This is a genomic window from Kitasatospora cheerisanensis KCTC 2395, assembly GCF_000696185.1.
Lineage (GTDB): Bacteria > Actinomycetota > Actinomycetes > Streptomycetales > Streptomycetaceae > Kitasatospora > Kitasatospora cheerisanensis.
This window is the reverse complement of the sequence record NZ_KK853997.1, coordinates 2775155-2797567: the sequence shown is the minus strand read 5'-3', so window position 1 is coordinate 2797567 and position 22413 is coordinate 2775155. Positions and strand designations below refer to the sequence as shown.

Below are 22413 nucleotides of genomic sequence, written 5' to 3'. Positions count from 1 at the left end.
GCCCCGCGGGGGCGCGCGGCGACGGAAAACCGCTCGCACATCGGGGCGAAAGCCCCCACCATCGAAGCCGCCGCGCCGCTCCGGCGAACATCTGCGCGGCGTACCCTGGTGGCCTGGAGAGCCCGAGCCACACGACACGACGGATTGGGATGAGGCAGGCCGTAGCGCCGACCCATGACTGACACACCGCAGACCCGCACCGACGGACAGCGGCGCCCCGACGCGGCGGCCGCCAGCACCCGGATCGTCATTCCGGAGAAGCACCCGATGGTCACCCTGCTGGGTGCGGCCGACTCGCTCCTGCGAGTGATCGAGAACGGCTTCCCGGACGCCGACATCCACGTCCGCGGAAACGAGGTGACGGCCACCGGCTCTCCGGCCGAGGTCGCGCTCGTCAAGCAGCTCTTCACCGAGATGATGCTGGTGCTGCGCACCGGCCAGCCACTGACGGAGGACGCCGTGGAGCGCTCCATCACCATGCTCAGGAGCGCCGCCGAGGACCCGGGCCACCCGGCCCCGTCCGAGGTGTTCACGGCGAACATCCTGTCCAACCGGGGCCGCACCATCCGCCCCAAGACGCTCAACCAGCAGCGCTACGTCGACGCGATCGACAAGCACACCATCGTCTTCGGCCTCGGCCCGGCCGGCACCGGCAAGACCTACCTGGCGATGGCCAAGGCCGTGCAGGCGCTGCAGGCCAAGGAGGTCAACCGGATCATCCTGACCCGGCCGGCCGTCGAGGCGGGGGAGCGGCTGGGCTTCCTGCCCGGCACCCTCTACGAGAAGATCGACCCCTACCTGCGGCCGCTGTACGACGCGCTGCACGACATGATGGACCCGGACTCGATCCCGCGGCTGATGGCCGCCGGCACGATCGAGGTGGCTCCGCTGGCGTACATGCGCGGCCGCACCCTGAACGACGCGTTCATCATCCTCGACGAGGCGCAGAACACCTCGCCCGAGCAGATGAAGATGTTCCTCACCCGCCTCGGTTTCAACTCCCGGGTGGTGGTCACCGGCGACACCAGCCAGATCGACCTCCCGGGCGGCACCCGCAGCGGTCTGAAGGTGGTCCAGGAGATCCTGGCCGACGTGCCCGACATCCACTTCTCGGTGCTGACCAGCACCGACGTGGTACGGCACAAGCTGGTCGGCCGCATCGTGGACGCGTACGAACGCTGGGACGCCCGGCAGGAGTCCGAGGAGTCCGGCGACCGCAAACCCGTCCAACGGCGGGGCGCCCGGGCGCCCCGGCAGTCCCATCGCACCGAAAGCTGAGTACTGAGCCCTCCATGTCGATCGACATCGCCAACGAGTCCGGGTGGGACGTCGACGAGGAGTCCATCCTCGACGTCGCCCGCTACGCCCTCGACAAGATGCGGATTCACCCGCAGTCCGAGCTCTCCGTGATCCTCTACGACAGCGAGTCGATGGCGGAGCTGCACGTCCAGTGGATGGACCTGCCCGGTCCGACCGACGTGATGTCCTTCCCGATGGACGAGCTGCGTCCCGGCAAGGAGGGCGAGGACCTGCCGGAGGGCCTGCTCGGCGACATCGTGCTCTGCCCCGAGGTGGCCCAGCAGCAGGGCCTGGCCGCCCCGACCAAGCACTCCGTGGACGAGGAGCTGCAGCTGCTCACCGTCCACGGGGTGCTGCACGTGCTCGGCTACGACCACGAGGAGCCCGACGAGGAGCGCGAGATGTTCGCGCTGCAGAAGCGGATCCTGGACGACTGGCGGGCCGGCCGCGGGCTGACCGGGCTGTCGCCCGCCCCGACCGTCCACTGAGGGCCGGCCGTCCGTGAGTGGTGAGAGTACGAGCTTCCTGATCGGGGCCCTGCTGCTGGTGGCGCTCGGCTGGCTGGCCGCGTGCGCCGAGGCGGGGATCTCCCGGATGTCCCGGTTCCGCGCCGAGGAGGCGGTCCGTTCCGGGCGGCGCGGTTCCGACCGGCTGCTGACGCTGGCCTCGGACAACATCCGCTACCTGAACCTGGCGACGCTGATCCGGGTGGCCAGCGAGGTGGCCGCCGCGGTGCTGGTCACCGTGGTGTGCGTGCGCAGCTTCCAGCAGACCTGGCTGGCGGTGCTGGTGGCGTTCGGCGTGATGGTGCTGGTGTCCTTCGTGGCGGTCGGGGTCTCCCCGCGCACGATCGGCCGCCAGCACCCGCTGAGCACCGTCACCGCCGCGTCCTACGTGCTGCTGCCGCTGGCCCGGATCCTCGGGCCGATCCCGCGGCTGCTGATCCTGCTGGGCAACGCGCTCACGCCCGGCAAGGGCTACCGGGAGGGCCCGTTCGCCTCCGAGGCCGAGCTGCGCGCGCTGGTCGACCTCGCCGAGAAGGACGACCTGATCGAGGACGAGGAGCGCCGGATGGTGCACTCGGTCTTCGAACTGGGCGACACCATCGTCCGCGAGGTGATGGTGCCGCGCACCGACCTGGTGATGATCGAGCGGCACAAGACGGTCCGTCAGACCCTCACGCTGGCGCTGCGGTCGGGCTTCTCGCGGATCCCGGTGGTTGGCGACAACGAGGACGACGTGGTCGGCATCGTCTACCTCAAGGACCTGGTGCGGCGCACCCACATCAACCGGGACGCCGAGTCGGAGCAGGTGGACTCGGTGATGCGCCCGGCGGTGTTCGTCCCCGACTCCAAGCCGGCCGCGGACCTGCTGCGCGAGATGCAGCAGATGCGCTCGCACGTGGCGATCGTGATCGACGAGTACGGCGGCACCGCCGGCCTGGTCACCATCGAGGACATCCTGGAGGAGATCGTCGGCGAGATCACCGACGAGTACGACCGGGAGATCGCCCCGGTCGAGGACCTCGGCGACGGCACCTACCGGATCACCGCCCGGCTCACCGTGGAGGACCTCGGCGAGCTGTTCGGCATCGAGCTGGACGACGAGGACGTGGAGACCGTCGGCGGCCTGCTCGCCAAGTGCCTGGGCCGGGTGCCGATCCCCGGCTCCTCCTGCGAGGTGCCGGTGCCGGAGGGCAGCGGGCTGGCCGCGATCAGCCTGACCGCGGAGAGCTCCGCGGGCCGCCGCAACCGGATCGGCACCGTGGTGGCCGCCCCCGTCCGGATCGAGGAGCACGCCGAGGAGACCGCCGAGGAGAACGCCTCCTAGCAGCGGCCGCCACCCCCGCACCGGAACGCACCGTGGTCGTCCGGGCACGCAGCGGGCCCTGGACGGACCGTCCCAACCGGCTTGCCGGACCGGACGGTTCGGCCCGGGGCCCGTTTGCCTGACCGCCCGGAGCGCGCCGACCATGGGAGACATGGCACATCTACTGCGCGCGGAATACGGCCCCGGCGGGCCGGCCGGCGGGGTGGCCAGGTGGCACGTGGTCCGTGACACCGACCCTTCGCACGGCATGTGCGGCGCCGAGATCGCCTCGGACGCCGAGAGCAAGCCGGAGGAGGCCTGGGGAACCGGGCTGCACGGCTGCCAGCAGTGCGGGTCGCTGTACCTGCACGAGGTGCCGTTCCTCCGGAACGACCATGCGGGGAGGACCTGATGAGACTCCACGACGAACTGCCGGTCGACCACCGGCTCGGCACCGTGTACCGCGTCGGAGCCGGCCTGGGCGGAGTGTTCCTGGTGGTCTTCGGCATCCTCGGGCTGACCGGGACCAGCCCCGGCTTCCTGGACACCTCCGGCAAGCAGGTGCTCGGCCTGTCCAGCAACGGCGCGCTGAGCGTGCTCTCGCTGGTGGCCGGCGGAATCCTGATCCTGGGCGCGGTGATCGGCGGGAACATCGCCTCCGACATCAACATGATCATGGGCGTGCTGTTCGTGCTGGCCGGCTTCGTCGGCCTGATGGTGCTGGACTCCACCGCGAACCGGCTGGCCTTCCACATCTCCAACGTCGTCTTCAGCTTCGCCTTCGGCTTCGTGATCCTGACCTTCGGCATGTACGGCCGGGTCAGCAGCCACCTGCCGCAGGACAACCCGTACTGGAAGCGCCGCCACGAGCACGAGGCCGAGCGCCCCAACGGCCCGCCCGCGCTGGTGAAGGTGCTGCGCCCCGGACCGCCGAATCCCACCGGACACTGATCGTCCACCCGTCGTAGAGTGGCGGACGCACACGGCCTGACGGATCATCAGATCCGTCGGGCCCCGGTCTGTTCGGAGGGGGAACGACGATGACGGAACGCATGCTGGGGGCGCTGGCCAGCTCGCCGATCGGGTTCGGCGCGATGGTGGTCTCGCCCGGAATGTACGGGGACATCGACGAGGAGCGCGGGCAGGCCGCGCTGCACGCCGCGATCGACGCCGGCGCCCGGCTGATCGACACCGCGGACGGCTACGGCGCCGACGGGCACAACGAGCGGGCGGTCGGCCGCGCCGTCCGCGAACGGCGCGACGAGGTGGTGCTGGCCACCAAGTTCGGCTTCCGGATCCCGGACGGCGCCGAGCCGCACCGCTTCCCGGTGAACTACGCGTTCGGCGAGCTGGCGGTCAACTGCGCGCCCGAGTACGTGCGCGGCTACGCCGAGCAGTCGCTGCGCAACCTCGGCACCGACGTGATCGACCTGTACTACCCGCACTTCCCGGACCCGCAGGTGCCGTTCGAGGAGACCGTCGGCGCCGTCGCCGAACTGATCGGCGACGGCCTGGTGCGCCACCTCGGACTGTCCAACGTGACGGCCGCGCAGCTGCGCGCCGCGCACGCGGTGCACCCGGTGGCGGCCGTCCAGGTCCAGTGGTCGATGTGGCAGCCGATCGACGCCGCGCTGCTGGCCGCCGCCCGCGAGCTGGGCGTCGGAGTGGTGGCCTGGAGCCCGCTCGGCGGCGGCTTCCTCACCGGCACCGTGCGGCAGGTCGCCGACGGCGACTTCCGGCAGCAGATCTCCCGGTTCTCCGCCGAGAACCTGGCCGCGAACAACGACCGCTACGCGCCGGTCCGCGCGATCGCCGCCGAACTCGGGGTCACGCCCGGGCAGCTGGCGCTGGCCTGGCTGCTGCGGCAGTACGAGCACGTGGTGCCGATCCCGGGCAGCCGCACCCCGGCGCACATCGCGGAGAACCAGGCCGCCGCCGACCTGGTGCTGGACGACGCGGTGCTGGAGCGGATCGACAAGGCGCTGGCGGAGTTCGCGCCGGCCGGCGTCGGGGCGCTGCTCCCGCACTGAACCGGGGCCCTCCGCGGGCGCCCTGTTCACGGACCGAACCGGGGCCTTGCGCGGCGTCGTGTTCACGGACTGAGCCGCCGGAGGGCCGAGGGCCGGACGCCCGGGGTGGCGCGCCGGCGGGCCACCTATGCTCGGGGCCATGACCGAGATTTCCGAGCTGGACCCCGAGGACAAGAAGATCGTCACGCTGGCCCGCTCGGCCCGCGCCCGCAACGGCGTGGCCGAGGGGCGGCGGTCCGGGACGAGACCGGCCGCACCTACGTGGCCGGGACGGTCGCGCTGGAGTCGCTGCAGCTGAGCGCGCTGCAGACGGCCGTGGCGATGGCGGTGGCCAGCGGGGCGAAGAGCCTGGAGGCGGCCGCGGTGGTCTCCGCCGCGGACGAGCCCGCGGCGGCCGACCTGGCAGCGGTGCGGGACCTGGGCGGGGCCGGAACGCCGGTGCTGCTGGCCGGTCCTGACGGGACGTTGAAGCTGGCCGCCGAGGCGCGCTGACCCCTGGACACGCCATTGGCCGGTGCGATAATCGCTCCGGCCAATGGTGCGGGGGAGTGGACATGGGGATCGCCGCGTTCTTCTGCGGACTGCTGCTGTGCGTCATGGGCTTCGGCCGCTGGCACGAGACCGGCTCCCCGTGGTGGCTGGCCGGCACCCTGGTGCTGCTGGCCCTGGTTCTGATCGGCGGCATCACGGGCGGCGGGAAGAAGAAGACCGGCTGAGACACCGGTGGCCGGGTCGACCCGGCCGATCGGGGACAATGGGTGCCATGAATGCCCCTTCCTCCCCGTACCGCTCCGGGTTCGCGTGCTTCGTCGGCCGTCCCAACGCGGGCAAGTCGACCCTGACCAACGCCCTGGTCGGGACGAAGGTCGCGATCACCTCCGACCGTCCGCAGACCACCCGGCACACCGTGCGCGGCATCGTGCACCGCCCCGACGCCCAGCTCGTGCTGGTGGACACCCCCGGCCTGCACAAGCCCCGCACCCTGCTCGGCGAGCGCCTCAACGACCTGGTGCGCACCACCTGGGCCGAGGTCGACGTGATCGGCTTCTGCGTGCCCGCCGACCAGAAGCTCGGCCCCGGCGACAAGTTCATCGCCAAGGAACTCGCCGAGATCAAGAAGTCCACCCCCAAGGTGGCGCTGGTCACCAAGACCGACCTGGTGGACTCCAAGCGGCTCGCCGAGCAGCTGATCGCCGTCCAGCAGCTGGGCGCCGAGCTCGGCATCGAGTGGGCCGAGATCATCCCGGTCTCCGCCGTGGGTGACAAGCAGGTCGACCTGGTCGCGGACCTGCTGACCAAGCTGCTGCCCGAGGGCATGCCGCTGTACCCGGACGGCGACCTCACCGACGAGCCCGAGCAGATCATGGTCGCCGAGCTGATCCGCGAGGCCGCCCTGGAGGGCGTGCGCGACGAACTGCCGCACTCGCTGGCCGTGGTGGTCGAGGAGATGATCCCGCGCGAGGGCCGGCCCGCCGACCGCCCGCTGCTGGACATCCACGCCAACGTGTACATCGAGCGGCAGAGCCAGAAGGCCATCGTGATCGGCGCCAAGGGCTCCCGGCTCAAGCACGTCGGCACCACCGCCCGCAAGCAGATCGAGGCGCTGCTCGGCACGCCGGTCTACCTCGACCTGCACGTCAAGGTCGCCAAGGACTGGCAGCGCGACCCCAAGCAGCTGCGTAAGCTCGGCTTCTGACGGGGCGTCGGACAGTCGTACAGGGGAGGGGCCGGTCGTGAAGCTGCACACCCACGAGTGGGGCGGGGGCGACCGGACCGCCCTGCTGATCCACGGTATCCAGTCCGACCACCGCACCTGGCGGGTGATCGGCCCCGCCCTCGCCGAGCGCGGCTACCGGGTGATCGGCGTCGACCTGCGCGGCCACGGCGCCTCGCCGCGCGGCGAGGGCGCCACCGCCGCCGACCGCTACGGGCCCGAGCAGTTCGCCGAGGACCTCGCCGACACGCTGCCCGCCGGGGCCGCGCTGGCCGTCGGCCACTCGATGGGCGCGCTCGCGCTCTGGCGGGCCGTGGACCGGCTCAAGCCCGACCGGGCCGTCTACAGCGACCCCGCCTTCGTCTACGACCGGCCCGGGATGGGCCCGGAGCCGTTCGTCGGCTTCAAGCGCTTCGTCACCCGGCAGTTCATCACCACCATGCACCCCGACTGGGCCGCGGAGGACGTGGACGCCGAACTCGCCGGCCTCGCCGCCTGGGACAGCGACACCGCCGTCGGCCTGTGGGCGCACCCCGAACTGTCCGTGCTGCCGGGCTCCCCGGCCGTCCCCTCGCTGGTCCAACTCGCCGACCCGAGCGTCCTGGTGACGCCCGAGGAGGCCGCCGAGCTGCGCCGCCGGGGCTTCGAGGTGCGGACCGTCCCGGGGGCCGGGCACTGCATCCACCGGGACGACCCGGCCGGGTTCCTGGCCTCGCTGGACGGCTGGCTCTGACCGCTGCCGGCGTGCCGGCCGGGTGCTTCAGGCGCCCTCGCGCAGCACCAGGCCGACGAGTTCGCGCTGCGAGTCGGTCAGCTTGGGGTCGGCGCAGTGCACGGTGCGGCCGTCCACGGTGATCTCGTAGTGGAAGCCGTCGGGCACGCCGTACGCGGGCGCGCGCAGCCCGCCGGCCATCGCCTCGCGCGCCAGCGCGTGCACGTGCGGGGCGTCCGGGCGCGCCTCGGTGTCCATCTCGGCATACCGGAGCAGGCCGGCGAACCCGCCGGTGCGGGTGACCTGGATACGCATGGTTGTCAGTGTGCAGGGCGGCGAACGGGTTTGCCGAGGCTTTTCACCAACTTGCCGCACCCGCCGGGCAGTCGCTCCGTGCCCGTCCGGTCACGGTCCGGCAGCCGGACGCCGTCTCACTGGGTGGGATCGTGGCGGCGCTCACTGCGGCCGGGTCTCCGGCCGGGTTACAGTGACGACATCATGCGTATCCGGCTGCTTCTTCTTAGCTGCCGCGGCGAGGGCCTGTAGTCCAGTGAAGGCCGGCCCCCTCGCCGCGGGGAGTCGTGTTGCGCCCAGCGTGATCCGCGGCGGCGCAGCCAGTCGGCCGAGTCGGGTGTCCTGATCCCCCGACCGCAGACCGCCTTCGACAAGGGAAGCCGAGAGCCCCAGCCATGACCGAACAGTCCTCCGTCGCCCGCGCGTTCGTCGACCGTCCCACCCCGATCACCGCCGCGAGCGTGCAGCAGAAGCCCTCGGGGATGCCGTTCCACCGGTACGTACCCTTCGGCACCGTGGACCTGCCGGACCGCACCTGGCCGAGCAAGGTGATCACCCAGGCCCCGCGCTGGCTGTCCACCGACCTGCGCGACGGCAACCAGGCGCTGATCGACCCGATGTCGCCGGCCCGCAAGCGCAAGATGTTCGACCTGCTGGTGAAGCTGGGCTACAAGGAGATCGAGGTCGGCTTCCCGTCCTCCGGCGCCACCGACTTCAACTTCGTCCGCTCGCTGATCGAAGAGGGCGCGATCCCCGAGGACGTCACCATCTCGGTGCTGACCCAGGCCCGCGAGGACCTGATCGAGCGGACCGTCGAATCGCTGAAGGGCGCGCCGCGGGCCACCGTCCACCTGTACAACGCCACCTCGCCGCTGTTCCGCCGGGTGGTCTTCAAGGCGAGCAAGGACGAGATCAAGGCCATCGCCACCGACGGCACCCGGCTGGTGATGGAGTACGCCGAGAAGATCCTGGGCGACGAGACCGTCTTCGGCTACGAGTACTCGCCGGAGATCTTCATCGACACCGAGCTGGACTACGCGCTGGAGGTCTGCGAGGCGGTGATGGACGTCTGGCAGCCCGGCGAGGGCCGCGAGATCATCCTGAACCTGCCGACCACCGTCGAGCGGTCCACCCCGAACGTGTACGCCGACAAGATCGAGTGGATGTCGCGCAACCTGTCGCGCCGCCAGTTCGTCTGCGTCTCCGCGCACCCGCACAACGACCGCGGCACCGGCGTCGCCTCCGCCGAGCTGGCGATCATGGCCGGCGCCGACCGGGTCGAGGGCTGCCTGTTCGGCCAGGGCGAGCGCACCGGCAACCTGGACCTGGTCAACGTCGGGATGAACCTGTTCTCCCAGGGCGTCGACCCGATGATCGACTTCTCCGACATCGACGAGATCCGCCGCACCGCCGAGTACTGCAACCAGATGCCGGTGCCCGAGCGCCACCCCTACGCCGGCGACCTGGTCTTCACCTCCTTCTCCGGCTCGCACCAGGACGCCATCAAGAAGGGCTTCGACGCGCTGGAGGCCGACGCCGCCGCCGCGGGCGTCCCGGTCGCCGACCACACCTGGGGCGTGCCCTACCTGCCGATCGACCCCAAGGACGTCGGCCGCAGCTACGAGGCGGTCATCCGGGTCAACTCGCAGTCCGGCAAGGGCGGCATCGCCTACGTGCTGAAGAACGACCACAAGCTGGACCTGCCGCGCCGGATGCAGATCGAGTTCTCGAAGATCATCCAGGCGAAGACCGACGCCGAGGGCGGCGAGGTCACCCCCGGCGACATCTGGGCCGTCTTCCAGGACGAGTACCTGCCCACCCCCGCCAACCCGTGGGGCCGGATCTCGCTGAGCGGCTCCCGCAGCCTGACCACCGAGGACGGCCGCGACGCGCTGACCACCGAGGCGGTCGTCGACGGCGCCCCCGTCACCCTGACCGGCACCGGCAACGGCCCGGTCTCCGCCTTCGTCAACGCGCTGGCCTCGATCGGCACCGACGTCCGCGTCCTGGACTACGCCGAGCACGCGCTGAGCGAGGGCGGCGACGCGCAGGCCGCCGCGTACGTCGAGTGCGCCGTGGGCGACAAGGTGCTGTGGGGCGTGGGCATCGACGGCAACACCGTGCTGGCCTCGCTGAAGGCCCTGGTCAGCGCCGTCAACCGGGCCGCGCAGCGCGACTGACCTGCGGTCGGCCGACCGCCCCGGCGAACCTTGCCGGGCGGTCGGCCGGGGCGGTCGCGGACGGTCGGGCGGGGCGGTCGCAGGTGGCCGGCGGGGTGTTCGCGGGCCGTTGCTGACGTACCGTCAAGTAACGTTCGGGGCCACGCCCGTGAGGTGTGTCGCCGGTCACAAATTTTCCCCTCGGCACCCGTTCAGGGTGCTGACACGGGCCGGTAACCGTGGCAACATCGACGGACCGGAACCGGGGTCGGTGGGACGACCACGGCGTCCGGTCGCGTGACCTGCCCATTGATGCGCAGGCCGCCTGCCATGTCTGGGGAGTGGCGCCGTGACAGGGTTGTGGGGTGTCCGCCCTCGCTGGCGGACGGATGTCCTCGGTGAATTCTTCTGCCCGGGCTGCGGCGGGGACCGCAACTACCGCCGGCAGCACGGCCGGCGGTGGCTGCGGTTGCTCGGCACCCCGGTCCTGCCGTTCGGCGCCGTGGTCCGCTCCGTCCAGTGCACCTCCTGCGGCGGCCGCCACAGCACTGACACCCTGGACCAGCTCACCTCGGTCCGGCTCGGCGCGATGCTCCGCGACGCGCAGTACACCGTCGCCCTGGCCGCGCTCGCCGCCGGCGGCACCGGCAGCCGCAGCGGACGGGAAGCCGCCTGCACCGTCATCAAGGAAGCCGGCTTCGACGACTGCGGCGAGGCCCAGGTGCTGGCCTCGCTCGCCGCGCTCTCCGGACACACCAGCGGCGAACCCCTCGACGTGGACGTCGAGGGCGGCGGCCTGGCCGTCGAACTGCACGCCGCCCTCGAACCGCTCGCCCCGCACCTGCTGGTCCAGGGCCGCGAACGGCTGCTCACCCTCGGCGCGATGGTCGCCCTCGCCGACGGACGCTACCTCCCGCAGGAGCGGGCCGCGCTCGCCGTGATCGGCCGCTGCCTCGCCCTCACCGGCGCGCAGGTCGACCAGCTGCTGGAGGCGGCCACCCGCGCCCCGCACTGACGTCCCACCCCCGAGCCGGGCCCGAACTCCCCCCTCCCGGGCCCGCCGTGACCCGCACCGCACGGGTGAAAGCCCCACAACCCCGGTGCGGGCTCACGGCTGCGCGCCCCGCCGCCCTCGGCCGTCCCCCGCCTTCCTGTCGGTGCGGTACGGGACAATGGGAACCACCATGAGTCTCTACCGCGACGACGGCATCGTGCTGCGCACCCAGAAGCTCGGCGAGGCCGACCGGATCATCACCTTCCTGACCCGCCAGCACGGCAAGGTCCGGGCGGTGGCGCGCGGCGTGCGCCGGACCAAGTCGAAGTTCGGCGCGCGCCTCGAACCGTTCTCGCACGTCGACATCCAGTTCTTCAGCCGCGGCAGCGAACTCGTCGGCCGCACCCTGCCGTTGTGCACCCAGGTGGAGACCATCGCCCCCTACGGCGCCCGGATCGTCGACGACTACACCCGCTACACCGCCGGCACCGCGATGCTGGAGACCGCCGAACGCTTCGCCGAGAACGAGGGCCAACCCGCCGTCCAGCAGTACCTGCTGCTGGTCGGCGGCCTGCGCACGCTGGCCGGCGGCACCCACCAGTCGCACCTGGTGCTGGACGCCTTCCTGCTGCGCTCGCTCGCCGTCAACGGCTACGGCGCGAGCTTCACCGACTGCGCCCGCTGCGGACTGCCCGGCCCCAACCGGTTCTTCTCCCTCCAGGCCGGCGGCGTGCTGTGCGGCGACTGCCGGGTACCCGGAAGTGCCGTACCCTCCCCTGAGACACTGGTACTGCTCGGCGCACTGCTGTCCGGCGACTGGCAGACCGCCGACGCCTGCGAACCGCGGTACTGGCGGGAGGGCAGCGGGCTGGTGGCCGCCTACCTGCAGTGGCACCTGGAGCGGGGCATCCGCTCGATGAGATACGTGGAGAAGTGAACATGGTCGCGCGACGGCTCTTCGGCAGCAAGCAGCGGACGTACGAAGCCCCCGCCCCGCACCCCAGCGGCGCGAAGCCGCCGAAGATCCCCGGCGAGCTGGTCCCGAACCACGTCGCGGTGGTCATGGACGGCAACGGCCGCTGGGCCAAGGAGCGCGGCCTGCCCCGCACCGAGGGCCACAAGATCGGCGAGGGCGTCGTCCTCGACGTGCTGCGCGGCTGCCTGGAGCTCGGCGTCAAGAACCTGTCGCTGTACGCCTTCTCCACCGAGAACTGGAAGCGATCCCCGGAGGAAGTGAAGTTCCTGATGAACTTCAACCGGGACGTGATCCGCCGCCGCCGCGACGAGATGGACGCCCTGGGCATCCGGATCCGCTGGGTCGGCCGGATGCCGAAGATGTGGAAGAGCGTCGTCCAGGAACTCCAGGTCGCCCAGGAGCAGACCAAGAACAACGACGCCATGACGCTGTACTTCTGCGTCAACTACGGCGGCCGGGCCGAGATCGCCGACGCCGCCCTGGCCATCGCCCGCGACGTCGCCGCCGGGAAGCTCAACCCGGAGAAGGTCAACGAGAAGCTGTTCGCGAAGTACCTCTACTACCCGGACATGCCGGACGTGGACCTCTTCCTGCGCCCCAGCGGCGAGCAGCGCACCTCCAACTTCCTGGCCTGGCAGTCCGCGTATGCCGAGCTGGTGTTCCAGGACGTGCTCTGGCCCGACTTCGACCGCCGCGACCTGTGGCGCGCCTGCGAGCAGTACGCCCGCCGCGACCGCCGCTTCGGCGGGGCCATTCCGAACGACCAGGCCGGCGCCGAGGTGCCGCCGCAGCGCTGACGGCACGGTCTGCGCGACTGCGCACGACTGCGCACGGCTCTGGACCGTGCTGCACGGCTCCGCCCGGCGCCGCACTGCCCCGCACGACGGCGAGGGCCCGGATCGGACTTTCCCCGATCCGGGCCCTCGCCGTCGTGCGCTGCGGCGTCTACTCGGAAGGCCGGCGCTTCGCGGCGCACTCGCCGCAGGTGCCGAAGATCTCCAGGGTGTGCGCGATGTCGCTGAACCCGTGCTCCGCGGCGACGGCGTTGGCCCAGCGCTCCACCGCCGGCCCCTCGACCTCGACGGTCGCCCCGCAGTGCCGGCACACCAGGTGGTGGTGGTGCCCGCTGCTGCACCGGCGGTAGACCGCCTCGCCCTCGGCGGTGCGCAGCACGTCCACCTCACCGGCCTCGGCGAGGGACTGGAGCGTGCGGTACACGGTGGTCAGACCCACCGAGTCGCCCCGGTGCTTGAGCATGTCGTGCAGTTCCTGCGCGCTGCGGAAATCCTCGACCTCGTCCAGGACCGCCGAGACGGCGGTGCGCTGCCGAGTCGATCGAGCGCGCGGCGACGGGCCTGCGGTGGTCACCGTGGGTCCTCCTGCTGATCGGGTGGTATCGCACATCATTGTGCCAGCCCCCGACTTGACAGCGTCTCCCCCGAGGCCGAGGCCGGGGCCTGCGCCGCCGGCTCCTTCCCGTCCTGCTCCGGCAGCGCGACGTCGCACACCGCAGGGCCGTGTTCGGCAGTGATCCGGTGCCGGCGCCGGGCCAGCGGCGCGGCGACCGCGCTGAACAGGGCGAAGGCCAGGATCGCCAGGATCACGATGGTCGGACCGGACGGCAGGTCGGCCTGGTACGAGGTGCCGACGCCGAGCAGCGCCGCCGTCACGCCGACGGCCACCGCGGCGGCCTGGGTGGCCGCGAAGGAACGCGTCAACTGCTGGGCCGCCGCGACCGGAACCACCATCAGCGCACTGACCAGCAGCAGGCCGACCACCCGCATGGCGACGGTCACGGTGACCGCGGCCATCACCGCGAGCAGCAGGTTGAGCACCCGCACCGGCAGGCCGGTGACCCGGGCGAACTCCTCGTCCTGGCAGACCGCGAAGAGCTGGCGGCGCAGGCCCGCGGTGACCGCGACGACCACCGCCGCCAGGGCGCCGATCACCGCCAGGTCGCCGGGGGAGACGGTGAGGATGGAACCCCACAGGTAGCTCTCCAGGCTGCCGGAACCGGCCTGGCTGCTCATCGAGACGAGCAGCTTGCCGCCCGCCATGCCGCCGTAGAACAGCATCGCCAGCGCGATGTCGCCGCGCTGGTTGCCGCGGGCGCGGACCAGCTCCATCACGATCGCGCCGAGCACGCAGACCAGCACGGCCATCCAGATCGGGTTGGCCTGGAACAGGAAGCCGAGGCCGACACCCGTCAGCGCGACGTGCCCGATGCCGTCGCCCATCAGCGCCTGGCGGCGCTGCACCAGGTAGATGCCGACCGAGGGGGCGGTGATGCCGACCAGCACCGCGGCGAGGAACGCCCGCTGCATGAAGTCGGGTTGGAACATCTCGATCATGCCAGCAGTCCCTGGGTGGTGCGGTGGTGGTGGTCGTCGGCGTGCGGGTGGACGTGGTCGTGGCCGGGCAGCGCGTGCTGGCCGACACCCCGCGGCGGCGGACCGTCGTGGGCGACGCAGCCGTCGCGCAGCACCACGGCCCGGTCGATCAGCGGCTCCAGCGGCCCGAGTTCGTGCAGCACCAGGAGCACCGCGCAGCCGCGCTCCACCTCGGTGCGCAGGATGTCGGCGAGCACCTGCTGGCTGTCCACGTCCACGCCGGCCATCGGCTCGTCCATGATCAGCAGGTCGGGCACGCCGACCAGGGCGCGGGCGATCAGCACCCGCTGGTGCTGCCCGCCGGACAGGTTGGCCACACCGTCGCCGGCCCGGTCCTGCATGCCGACGGCGGTGAGCGCCCGGTCCACCGCGGCGCGGTCCTTGCGGCGGAACGGCAGCAGGCCGTGCTGCGGCAGCCGCCCGGTGGAGACCACCTCGCGCACCGTCGCCGGCACCCCGCCGGCCGCGGTGGTGCGCTGCGGCACGTAGCCGATCCGGTGCCAGGCCCGGAACTTGCGCAGCGGCCGGCCGAACAGCTCCAGGCGGCCCTGCTCCAGCGGCACCGAGCCGATGACGCTCTTCACGGTGGTGGACTTGCCGGATCCGTTGGCGCCCAGCAGCGCCACCACTTCGCCGGGCCGGACGGTGAGGTCGACGCCGCGCAGCACCGGCCGACCGCCGACGGCGGCGACCGCGCCCCGGAGGCTGACGACCGCCGGCTCCGCGTCCTCGGCGGAGGACGGCTGCAGCCGGTCGGAGTCTGCCGTGGAGATGACAGCACTCATGGTGGGTTCCTCGCTCGGCTCGCGCCGGTTGATTCGGGGGGCGGGCGGGTTCGTCGGGTCGGCCGGGTTGGCCGTACCGATCGGGTTCGTCCGGGTGGTCGGGTTCGTCGGGTCGGTCGGGGCTGCCGGGTTGCCGGCTTCGTCGGACCGGGTCCGGTGGGGCGGGTCGCTCAGCTCGCGCCGAGGGCGGTCCTCAGGTTGGCGAGGTTCTGCCGCATGACGGAGAGGTAGTCGTGTTCGGCCGGCTCTTTGATCCCCTCCAGGGGGTCGAGCACGGCGGTCTTCAGGCCGAGGTCGCCGGCCACCGTGTTGGCCAGCTTGGGACTGACCAGGGCCTCGAAGAAGACGGTGGTGGCGCCGTTCTCCTTGGCGGCGCGCTGGATCGCGGCCAGCCGGGACGGGGTGGGCTCGGCCTCCGGGTCGACGCCGCTGATCGCCACCTGGTTCAGCCCGTAGTGGTCGGCGAGGTAGCCGAAGGCGGCGTGGCTGGTGATGAAGGTCCGGGTCTTGACGTTCTGCAGGCCGTCCCGGAACTCCTGGTCCAGGGAGGCGAGTTGGGCGACCAGGGTGTCGGTGTTCCGCTGGTAGTCGGCGGCGTTGGCCGGGTCGACCTCGGCGAGTTCCGCGCCGACGGTCTTCGCGACCGCCGCGTACCGGGTCGGGTCCAGCCAGATGTGCGGGTCGCCGGCGGCGTCGGTGTGCTCGTGGTCGTGCTCGGCGCCGTCGGCTTCGGCGGCGTGGTCCTCGTGCTCGGTGCCCTCGTCCAGGTGGTGGTCCACCAGCGGGGAGGTGGCGGTGGCGTCCACCACGTGCTTGGCGTGGGTCATCGCGACGGCCTTGTCCACCGTCGGCTGCAGGCCCTTCAGGTAGATCACCGCGTCGGCGCGCTGCACCGCGGCGACCTGCTTGGCCGTCAGTTCGAGGTCGTGCGGCTCCACCCCGGCGGCCGTCAGGTCGGTGACCTTGACGTGCTCCCCGCCGATCTGCCGGGCCAGGAACTCCATCGGGTAGAACGACGCCACCACGTCCAACTTGCCGTCGTCCTTGCCCGCCGCGCTGCTGGTGCCGCCACAGGCGGAGAGCACGAGCGCGCCGGCCGTGGCCATGGCGGCGAGGGCTATCGAGGTCGACAGACGGCGAATCTTCATGACAACCATTCTCATCTTATGTGGAAATGATTGTCAACTTGCGTTCGGAGGGGCCGGGGTCACACTGCGACCCCCGCGACCTTCCGCGAGCCTCCCGCGGCAGCCCCGTGCGCCCTTGCCCGCGGCCTGTTCGTGCTGCCCGTGCTCCTCCGCTCCGCGCGGGAGCCGGGCCGACGGCGCGGTTGGGCGAGGTGCCAACACGCCGGAACACGCACGACTGTTCACTCCCGGTACCGCCTCCCGGCCGCCCGCCCGTGCCACTATCGAGTTGAATCCCGCCCCCGCATCCCCGGTACCCTGAGTTTCTTCGGGCGCGCGCAACCAGCCGCGCCCTGACCGTGCCGTCGTACTGAAGAGAGCACTGTGGCCGCCGACAAGATCGACACGATCGTCAGCCTGAGCAAGCGCCGTGGCTTCGTCTACCCCTGCAGCGAGATCTACGGCGGTACCCGCGCCGCCTGGGACTACGGTCCGCTGGGAGTCGAGCTCAAGGAGAACATCAAGCGCCAGTGGTGGCGTGCGATGGTCACCGCTCGGGAGGATGTCGTCGGTCTCGACTCCTCGGTGATCCTCGCCCGCGAGGTCTGGGAGGCCTCCGGCCACGTCGCGACCTTCAACGACCCGCTGACCGAGTGCCTCTCCTGTCACAAGCGCTTCCGCGCCGACCACCTGGAAGAGGCCTACGAGGCCAAGCACGGCAAGGTCCCGGCCAACGGCCTCGCCGACATCAACTGCCCGAACTGCGGCAACAAGGGCGCCTTCACGGAGCCCAAGGAGTTCTCGGGCATGCTGAAGACGCACCTCGGCGTCACCGAGGACGCCTCCGGCCTGGCCTACCTCCGCCCGGAGACCGCGCAGGGCATCTTCACCAACTTCCGCGCCGTGCAGACCACTTCGCGCAAGAAGCCGCCGTTCGGCATCGCCCAGGTCGGCAAGAGCTTCCGCAACGAGATCACGCCCGGCAACTTCATCTTCCGCACCCGCGAGTTCGAGCAGATGGAGATGGAGTTCTTCGTCAAGCCCGGCGAGGACGAGACCTGGCACGAGTACTGGCTCGAGCAGCGCTGGAACTGGTACGTCGACCTCGGCCTGCGCACCGAGAACATGCGCTTCTTCGAGCACCCCAAGGAGAAGCTGTCCCACTACGCCAAGCGCACGGTGGACATCGAGTACCGCTTCAACTTCGGCGGCAGCGAGTTCTCCGAGCTGGAGGGCGTCGCCAACCGCACCGACTACGACCTGACGGTGCACAGCGAGGCCTCCGGCCAGGACCTGAAGTACTTCGACCAGGACGCGAACGAGCGGTACTTCCCGTACGTCATCGAGCCCGCGGCCGGCCTCAACCGCGCCATGCTGGCCTTTCTGATCGACGCCTACTTCGAGGACGAGGCGCCGAACGCCAAGGGCGTCATGGAGAAGCGCGTCGGCATGCGGCTCGACCCGCGCCTGGCCCCGGTCAAGGTCGCGGTGCTCCCGTTGTCCCGCAACGCCGACCTCTCGCCGAAGGCCCGCGGCCTGGCCGCCGACCTGCGTTCCGCCTGGAACGTCGAGTTCGACGACGCCGGCGCGATCGGCAAGCGCTACCGCCGCCAGGACGAGATCGGCACGCCGTTCTGCGTCACCGTGGACTTCGACACCCTCGAGGACAACGCGGTGACCGTTCGCGACCGCGACACCATGGCGCAGGAGCGCGTGTCGCTCGACCAGGTGAAGTCCTACCTGGGCGCCCGCCTGATCGGCTGCTGACGCCGCATCACCCGCCGGATCCCACCGGCCGAGCAGCACCTCCGGCTCCCGGCCCGCGAACCCGAGTTCGCGGACCGGGAGCCGCTGCGTTCAGCGGCGCTGCCGGGACCTGGACCGGGGGCGCGGCGCCGGCTCGGTCGGCAGCCCCGCGGAACGCAGCGCCGCGAACGCGCTGCGGGCCCGGCTCTCCTCCAGGTCGTCCACGGCGAACAGCAGGGTGTCGTACAGCTCGGCCGCGCCCCGGATCGCCGTCCCGAACCGGCCGATGTCGCTCGCCGACCGCAGCCGGACCAGTTCGCCGACCAGCGCGGCCGCAGTCTCCCCGGTCAACGCGCCGGCGATCGCGGCAACCTCGTTGATCGGTCGGCCCGCCGCCTGCCGCAGCAGGTTGCGCACATCGTCGGTGCGCCCCGCGGCCCTCAAGTGCTGTGCCAGCTCGGCGAGTTCATCGGCCGGTGCGGAGGCCCGCTCCCACAGCAGGGTCTGCCCGTCGGCCGACTGTCCGGACTGCTCCAGGGCGGCCAGCAGCGCCGGCAGGGCCGCCGAACTCGCCGACCACAGCGTGTGGAAGAGGTCGGCCGCCTCGTCGATCAGCCCCTCGCGGCGCAGTTCCGCGAGGGTGGCCGCCGCGTGCTCCGGCGCTCCGGCGGCGGCCGAGCGCGCCAGGTAGGTGGAGGAGCCCGCCGGCCCGTTCTTCTGCAGCAGCGCCGCCAGCCGGGTCACGTCCTCCGGCGTGATCATCACGGCCACCTGCCGCACGATGGCCGCGGACTCCTGCGCCGCACCCTGCTGGTGCAGGCCGCTGATGCGCTGCGTCAGCGCCGTCAACTCCGCCACGGTCCGCCCCCGCACCGGACCGGACGGCTGGGCCGGGGCAGCCGGGCCCGGGGATCCGCCGGGGCGCGGCTGCGCCGGGGCGGGGTGGCCGCCGGTGGGCCGACCGGCGGGGTTCGGCTGTGCGCTGTTCGGGAGCGTGTCGTTCAGGAGCGTGCTGTTCGGCGGGGTGCTGTTTGGCTGTGCGGGAGCGTGGCCCGGAGCGGGCGGGCGGAAGCGGTCATTGCCCGGGTGGTTGCCGTGCTGGTTGTCGTGCTGGTTGGCGGGGCTCTGTGCTGCCGGGGCGGCCGTCCGGTCGGCAGGGGTGGTGCTCGGGGCGGTGGCGGTGCGGGGGTTCCAGGAGTCGGCGACGGTGCGCCGGCCCCGCTCGTCGGGAGTCGGAGCAGTGGGCCGGGGATCGCCAACGGGTCGGCCAGGTGCGCCCGTTCGGTCCCAGGAGGCCTGTCGTGCCGCCGGTCCGGTGCGGTCGTCGGCGGGACGGGGGCGGTTCGGGAGGGCGCTCGCGATCGAGCCGGGGCGCTCCGGGCGCGGGCCTGCGGCGGGCTCGCCGTGGTGGTTCGCGTCGAACCGGGCGCCGGGCGAGTGCGGACGCTGCGGAGGAATCAGGGGCGCGTCCCAGCCCGTCGGGCGGTCGGCGCGCTCGCTCGCTGCGGGGCCTGCGGCCGGACCTGTGGCGGGGCGTGTCGCGGAGCGGCCCATGTGGCGCGGTGGTTCGTTGATGGGGCGTTCGGCCAGCAGGCGGTCCTCGGCCGCCAGTAGCCGGTCGCTCAGTTCGAGGCAGCGTGCGCCGAGGCCTTCACGGAGGTTCTGGGCGTGGGCGAGTTGCCGGAGCAGTTCGGGGTCGGGTTGTCGGGGCGGGTGGCCGGCCCCGGGGGTGCGGTCGGGTTCGTGGACGGCCCGGAGTTCCTCGCTGAGCCTGCGCTCGCGCTGTGCGGCGAACTGCCGCGCCCTGAGCAGCTCGTCCAACTCTGCTCTGAGTGTCTGGACATCGGCCGCCTCCGGCCCCCGATCGCGCATGGTCATTGCGCCCCGCCCCCGAACTTCTCCACGGGGGGCCACCCAAACGTCCCCCGACACTACGACTGGTGGCCATCCTGGTGCTGCCATGCGGCGGCCACGTTACGGGAGTAAGTCATAACGTTTTCGAGACGGAAATGCGAGTGCCGGCGCGGTGCGGGAGATCGACGGGTTTTGTGGATGCGGTCCAATTCCCGTCCGACTCGCCCTACTTGTGAGGGTACAGAGCGCGAACGGCCCCGCCGAAAGCGGCTGATGGAGCGTCAATTTGCGAGTCGGGCGCGGGCTTCCATCAGGGCGAAGCCGAGCAGGTTCAGCCCGCGCCACTGGTCCGGGGAGTCCGCCTTCTCGTCGTCGGCGGCCAGTCCGATGCCCCAGATCCGGTCGAGCGGGCTGGCCTCCACCAGGACGCGCGTCCCGGTGCGGAGCAGGTAGTCGAGGAGCTGCTCGTCCTGCTCGAACTTGGCGACGCTGCCGGCCACCACCAGGTCGAAGCGGTGCGCCTCCCAGAGGGCCGGGTCGAAGCCCGCGACCAGGCGGCCCAACTTCTTGGCCTCGGCGGGCGTCCGGGCGCCGAGGATGCGCGGGACGATCTCGTGGTCCCCGAACAGCCGCGCCTTGCCGGCCATCATCCAGTGCTCGGCGGTGGGGTAGTCGACCCCGTCGACGGTGAACGGGGACGGCCACCACTGGCTGAGGGAACCGGGGCCGATCCGGCCGTCCCGCTGCGGCTGGTGACCCCAGAAGTGCAGGTACTTGGGCCGGCCCCCGGACGCGATCGCGGCGATCAGCTGCTCGCGGGTGCGGGAGTCGCTCGGAAGGAGGGTCGGTTCTGCCGTCATGACGCCATCCTCGCACCGGCCCCGGGCGCCGGGCCCGCCATTTTCCGTGGGCCGTGGCCGCCACCGGGGGAGGCCCGGGCCGGCCCGGCGCGGGCCCGGTGGTGCCGGGTTCCCGGTGACGCAGGGCCCGGGACCGCGGCCTCGGGCGCTGCGATCCCTGGCGCTGTGGTCCCTGGCGCTGCGGTCTCGCTTTGCGGGGCGCGGCCGCCGTCATCCGACCGAGCGCGGCAGGCGGAGGCTCAGCCAGCAGATGACCAGGGAACCGAGCGCCTGGATGCCGAGCACCAGAGCCAGCGCGTTCGCCATTCCCAGCGAGGGGACGAGCCCGATGAAGAGGGTTCCGAGCGTGGCCACTCCCAGGGCCAGGCTGGACTGTTGAGTGGTCGCCAGCACACCGCTGCCGACCCCCGCGCGTTCGGCGGGAACCCGGGAGAGCACCACCCGGAACAGGGGCATGCCCACCAGTCCCTGTCCGATGCCGGCGAGCGCGACGCCGGGGAGCATCCGGAGCGGGGAGAAGTGCGCCCAGTCGCCCAGGGCGGTGGCCATCAGGGTGAGCAGACCGGCGCCCTGGACCACCGCACCGGCCGTGATGACCCGGCTGCCGAAGCGGCCGACCAGGCGCGGGCCGGCCAGCGAGGCACCGAAGTAGCCCACCGCCATCGGCACCAGTGCCCAGCCCGCGGCGACCGGGCCCCGGTGCAGCCCGTCCTGCAGCAGCAGGGCGATCACGAACATGAAGCCGCCGAACCCGGTGAAATAGGGGACGGCCACGCCCAGGCCGCGCCGCATCTCCGGGATCCGCAGGAGCGAGAGCGGGACGAGGGGGACTCGCCCTTCACGTTCGGCCCGTCGCTCCACCGCCACGAACGCGGCCGCCAGGAAGGGGAAGGCCGCCAGCGAGAGCCAGGTCCAGAGCGGCCAGTCGACCGCCCGGCCCTCCATCAGGGGGACGAACAGGGCCAGCAGGGTCGCGCTGAGCAGCAGGGTGCCGGGCAGGTCGACCCCGGCGGCCCGCTCGGCACGGCTCTCCGGGACGTATCGCGTCGCCATGACCGCGGTGAGCAGCGCGAAGGGGACGTTCAGCAGGAACACCGCGCGCCAGCCGGTGCCGAAGAGGTCCGCCGAGACCAGGAGCCCGCCGAGGACCTGGCCGATCACCACCGAGATGCCGCCGACGGCTCCGTAGATGCCGAGGGCCCGGGCGCGCTGCTGACCGCTGGTGGTGGCAGTGATGGTGGCGAGTACCTGGGGGAGCAGCAGGGCGGCGGAGGCTCCCTGGGCGACCCGGGCGGCGACCAGGGTCCAGGCGGTGGGGGCGGCACCGCAGGCGAGCGAGGTGAGGGTGAAGGCGAGGGCCCCGGCGATGAACAGCCGCCGGCGGCCGAAGGCGTCGCCCAGCCGCCCGCCCAGGACGAGCAGGACGGCGAAGGCGATGCCGTAGCCCGCCGCGACGAGCTCCAGGACGGCGGGGCCGGCGACCAGATCGTGGTCGATGGTCGGCAGCGCGACGTTCACTATGAAGAAGTCAAGCATCGGGAGGAAGGCGCCGAGGAGGACGGTGATCAGGCCGGCGGCACCCAGTGCGGGTACCGCGGGCCGGACCGGGGACGAGATCTGCGGTAGCAATGTCTGCTGAGTCACGGGTACTACGATGCGGCTCC

At 71.9% G+C, this 22413-nt stretch carries 22 protein-coding genes and 1 pseudogene; 15 read left to right on the top strand and 8 right to left on the bottom strand.

The window, feature by feature from the left end; genetic code table 11:
- Nucleotides 1-174 precede the first annotated feature (174 nt).
- The 10 genes and pseudogenes from KCH_RS12665 (at nt 175) to KCH_RS12625 (ending at nt 7585) form a co-directional block, all read left to right on the top strand.
- Complete coding sequence (locus KCH_RS12665) at nt 175-1278, top strand: PhoH family protein (protein WP_035862678.1); 1104 nt, start codon at nt 175-177, stop codon at nt 1276-1278.
- Between the two features lie 14 nt (nt 1279-1292).
- Entirely contained in the window at nt 1293-1787 is a 495-nt protein-coding gene (gene ybeY / locus KCH_RS12660) for an rRNA maturation RNase YbeY (protein WP_035862677.1), read from the top strand.
- A 13-nt stretch (nt 1788-1800) separates the two neighbouring features.
- A complete protein-coding gene (locus KCH_RS12655; protein WP_208865947.1) occupies nt 1801-3129 on the top strand; it encodes a hemolysin family protein in 1329 nt (442 codons plus the stop codon).
- Between the two features lie 151 nt (nt 3130-3280).
- Nucleotides 3281-3520: a hypothetical protein gene (locus KCH_RS12650; RefSeq protein ID WP_157032026.1), complete on the top strand. Its 240-nt coding sequence runs from the start codon at nt 3281-3283 to the stop codon at nt 3518-3520.
- On the top strand, nt 3520-4059 hold the full coding sequence (locus tag KCH_RS12645) for a DUF4383 domain-containing protein (RefSeq protein WP_035862674.1): 540 nt from the start codon (nt 3520-3522) through the stop codon (nt 4057-4059). Before KCH_RS12650 ends, KCH_RS12645 begins: the two co-directional genes overlap by 1 nt.
- A gap of 89 nt (nt 4060-4148) precedes the next feature.
- The gene (locus tag KCH_RS12640) at nt 4149-5138 is read left to right on the top strand and encodes an aldo/keto reductase (protein WP_035862673.1); all 990 of its coding nucleotides are present in this window, start codon (nt 4149-4151) and stop codon (nt 5136-5138) included.
- A 139-nt stretch (nt 5139-5277) separates the two neighbouring features.
- A pseudogene (locus KCH_RS12635) lies at nt 5278-5630 on the top strand (cytidine deaminase).
- A gap of 62 nt (nt 5631-5692) precedes the next feature.
- Complete coding sequence (locus KCH_RS41270) at nt 5693-5854, top strand: hypothetical protein (protein WP_157032025.1); 162 nt, start codon at nt 5693-5695, stop codon at nt 5852-5854.
- Nucleotides 5855-5901: 47 nt separating this feature from the next.
- Nucleotides 5902-6834 (top strand): GTPase Era, encoded by a 933-nt coding sequence (era, locus tag KCH_RS12630; RefSeq protein WP_035862671.1) that lies wholly within the window; start codon nt 5902-5904, stop codon nt 6832-6834.
- 37 nt (nt 6835-6871) lie between these two features.
- Nucleotides 6872-7585, top strand: coding sequence for an alpha/beta fold hydrolase (locus KCH_RS12625; protein ID WP_035862670.1), 714 nt, complete (start codon nt 6872-6874; stop codon nt 7583-7585).
- Nucleotides 7586-7612: 27 nt separating this feature from the next.
- Here the strand turns inward: KCH_RS12625 and KCH_RS12620 are convergent, their stop codons facing one another.
- Nucleotides 7613-7879 (bottom strand): protealysin inhibitor emfourin, encoded by a 267-nt coding sequence (locus KCH_RS12620; RefSeq protein ID WP_035862668.1) that lies wholly within the window; start codon nt 7877-7879, stop codon nt 7613-7615.
- A gap of 374 nt (nt 7880-8253) precedes the next feature.
- On the opposite strand from KCH_RS12620, the gene leuA reads away from it, so the two are divergent.
- The 4 genes from leuA to KCH_RS12600 all read left to right on the top strand — a co-directional run bounded on the left by leuA (nt 8254) and on the right by KCH_RS12600 (nt 12784).
- A complete protein-coding gene (leuA, locus tag KCH_RS12615; RefSeq protein ID WP_035862666.1) occupies nt 8254-10038 on the top strand; it encodes a 2-isopropylmalate synthase in 1785 nt (594 codons plus the stop codon).
- A gap of 328 nt (nt 10039-10366) precedes the next feature.
- Nucleotides 10367-11032, top strand: a complete 666-nt coding sequence (locus KCH_RS12610) for a tellurite resistance TerB family protein (protein ID WP_084223536.1) — start codon at nt 10367-10369, stop codon at nt 11030-11032.
- A gap of 169 nt (nt 11033-11201) precedes the next feature.
- Nucleotides 11202-11948, top strand: coding sequence for a DNA repair protein RecO (gene recO / locus KCH_RS12605; RefSeq protein ID WP_035871759.1), 747 nt, complete (start codon nt 11202-11204; stop codon nt 11946-11948).
- Between the two features lie 2 nt (nt 11949-11950).
- Nucleotides 11951-12784, top strand: coding sequence for an isoprenyl transferase (locus KCH_RS12600; protein ID WP_035862662.1), 834 nt, complete (start codon nt 11951-11953; stop codon nt 12782-12784).
- Nucleotides 12785-12932: 148 nt separating this feature from the next.
- Here KCH_RS12600 and KCH_RS12595 read toward each other — a convergent pair whose 3' ends face one another.
- From KCH_RS12595 to KCH_RS12580, 4 genes are all read right to left on the bottom strand, one after another.
- The gene (locus KCH_RS12595; protein WP_035862659.1) at nt 12933-13355 is read right to left on the bottom strand and encodes a Fur family transcriptional regulator; all 423 of its coding nucleotides are present in this window, start codon (nt 13353-13355) and stop codon (nt 12933-12935) included.
- Nucleotides 13356-13390: 35 nt separating this feature from the next.
- The gene (locus KCH_RS12590) at nt 13391-14335 is read right to left on the bottom strand and encodes a metal ABC transporter permease (RefSeq protein ID WP_425268895.1); all 945 of its coding nucleotides are present in this window, start codon (nt 14333-14335) and stop codon (nt 13391-13393) included.
- On the bottom strand, nt 14335-15162 hold the full coding sequence (locus tag KCH_RS12585; protein WP_051653012.1) for a metal ABC transporter ATP-binding protein: 828 nt from the start codon (nt 15160-15162) through the stop codon (nt 14335-14337). The genes KCH_RS12590 and KCH_RS12585 overlap by 1 nt, the downstream gene beginning before the upstream one ends.
- A 170-nt stretch (nt 15163-15332) precedes the next feature.
- Nucleotides 15333-16310 (bottom strand): metal ABC transporter substrate-binding protein, encoded by a 978-nt coding sequence (locus KCH_RS12580; protein WP_035862657.1) that lies wholly within the window; start codon nt 16308-16310, stop codon nt 15333-15335.
- Nucleotides 16311-16673: 363 nt separating this feature from the next.
- Here KCH_RS12580 and KCH_RS12575 point away from each other — a divergent pair, with 363 nt between their 5' ends.
- Nucleotides 16674-18056, top strand: coding sequence for a glycine--tRNA ligase (locus tag KCH_RS12575; protein ID WP_035862655.1), 1383 nt, complete (start codon nt 16674-16676; stop codon nt 18054-18056).
- A 90-nt stretch (nt 18057-18146) separates the two neighbouring features.
- On the opposite strand, the gene KCH_RS12570 is transcribed toward KCH_RS12575, so the two are convergent.
- The 3 genes from KCH_RS12570 to KCH_RS12560 form a co-directional block, all read right to left on the bottom strand.
- Nucleotides 18147-19856, bottom strand: coding sequence for a hypothetical protein (locus KCH_RS12570; RefSeq protein ID WP_035862653.1), 1710 nt, complete (start codon nt 19854-19856; stop codon nt 18147-18149).
- 314 nt (nt 19857-20170) lie between these two features.
- The gene (locus KCH_RS12565) at nt 20171-20749 is read right to left on the bottom strand and encodes an NADAR family protein (protein WP_084223534.1); all 579 of its coding nucleotides are present in this window, start codon (nt 20747-20749) and stop codon (nt 20171-20173) included.
- A gap of 210 nt (nt 20750-20959) precedes the next feature.
- Nucleotides 20960-22393 carry an MFS transporter gene (locus tag KCH_RS12560; protein ID WP_035862651.1) on the bottom strand — a complete coding sequence of 478 codons (1434 nt, stop codon included), beginning with the start codon at nt 22391-22393 and terminating at the stop codon, nt 20960-20962.
- Nucleotides 22394-22413: the final 20 nt, after the last annotated feature.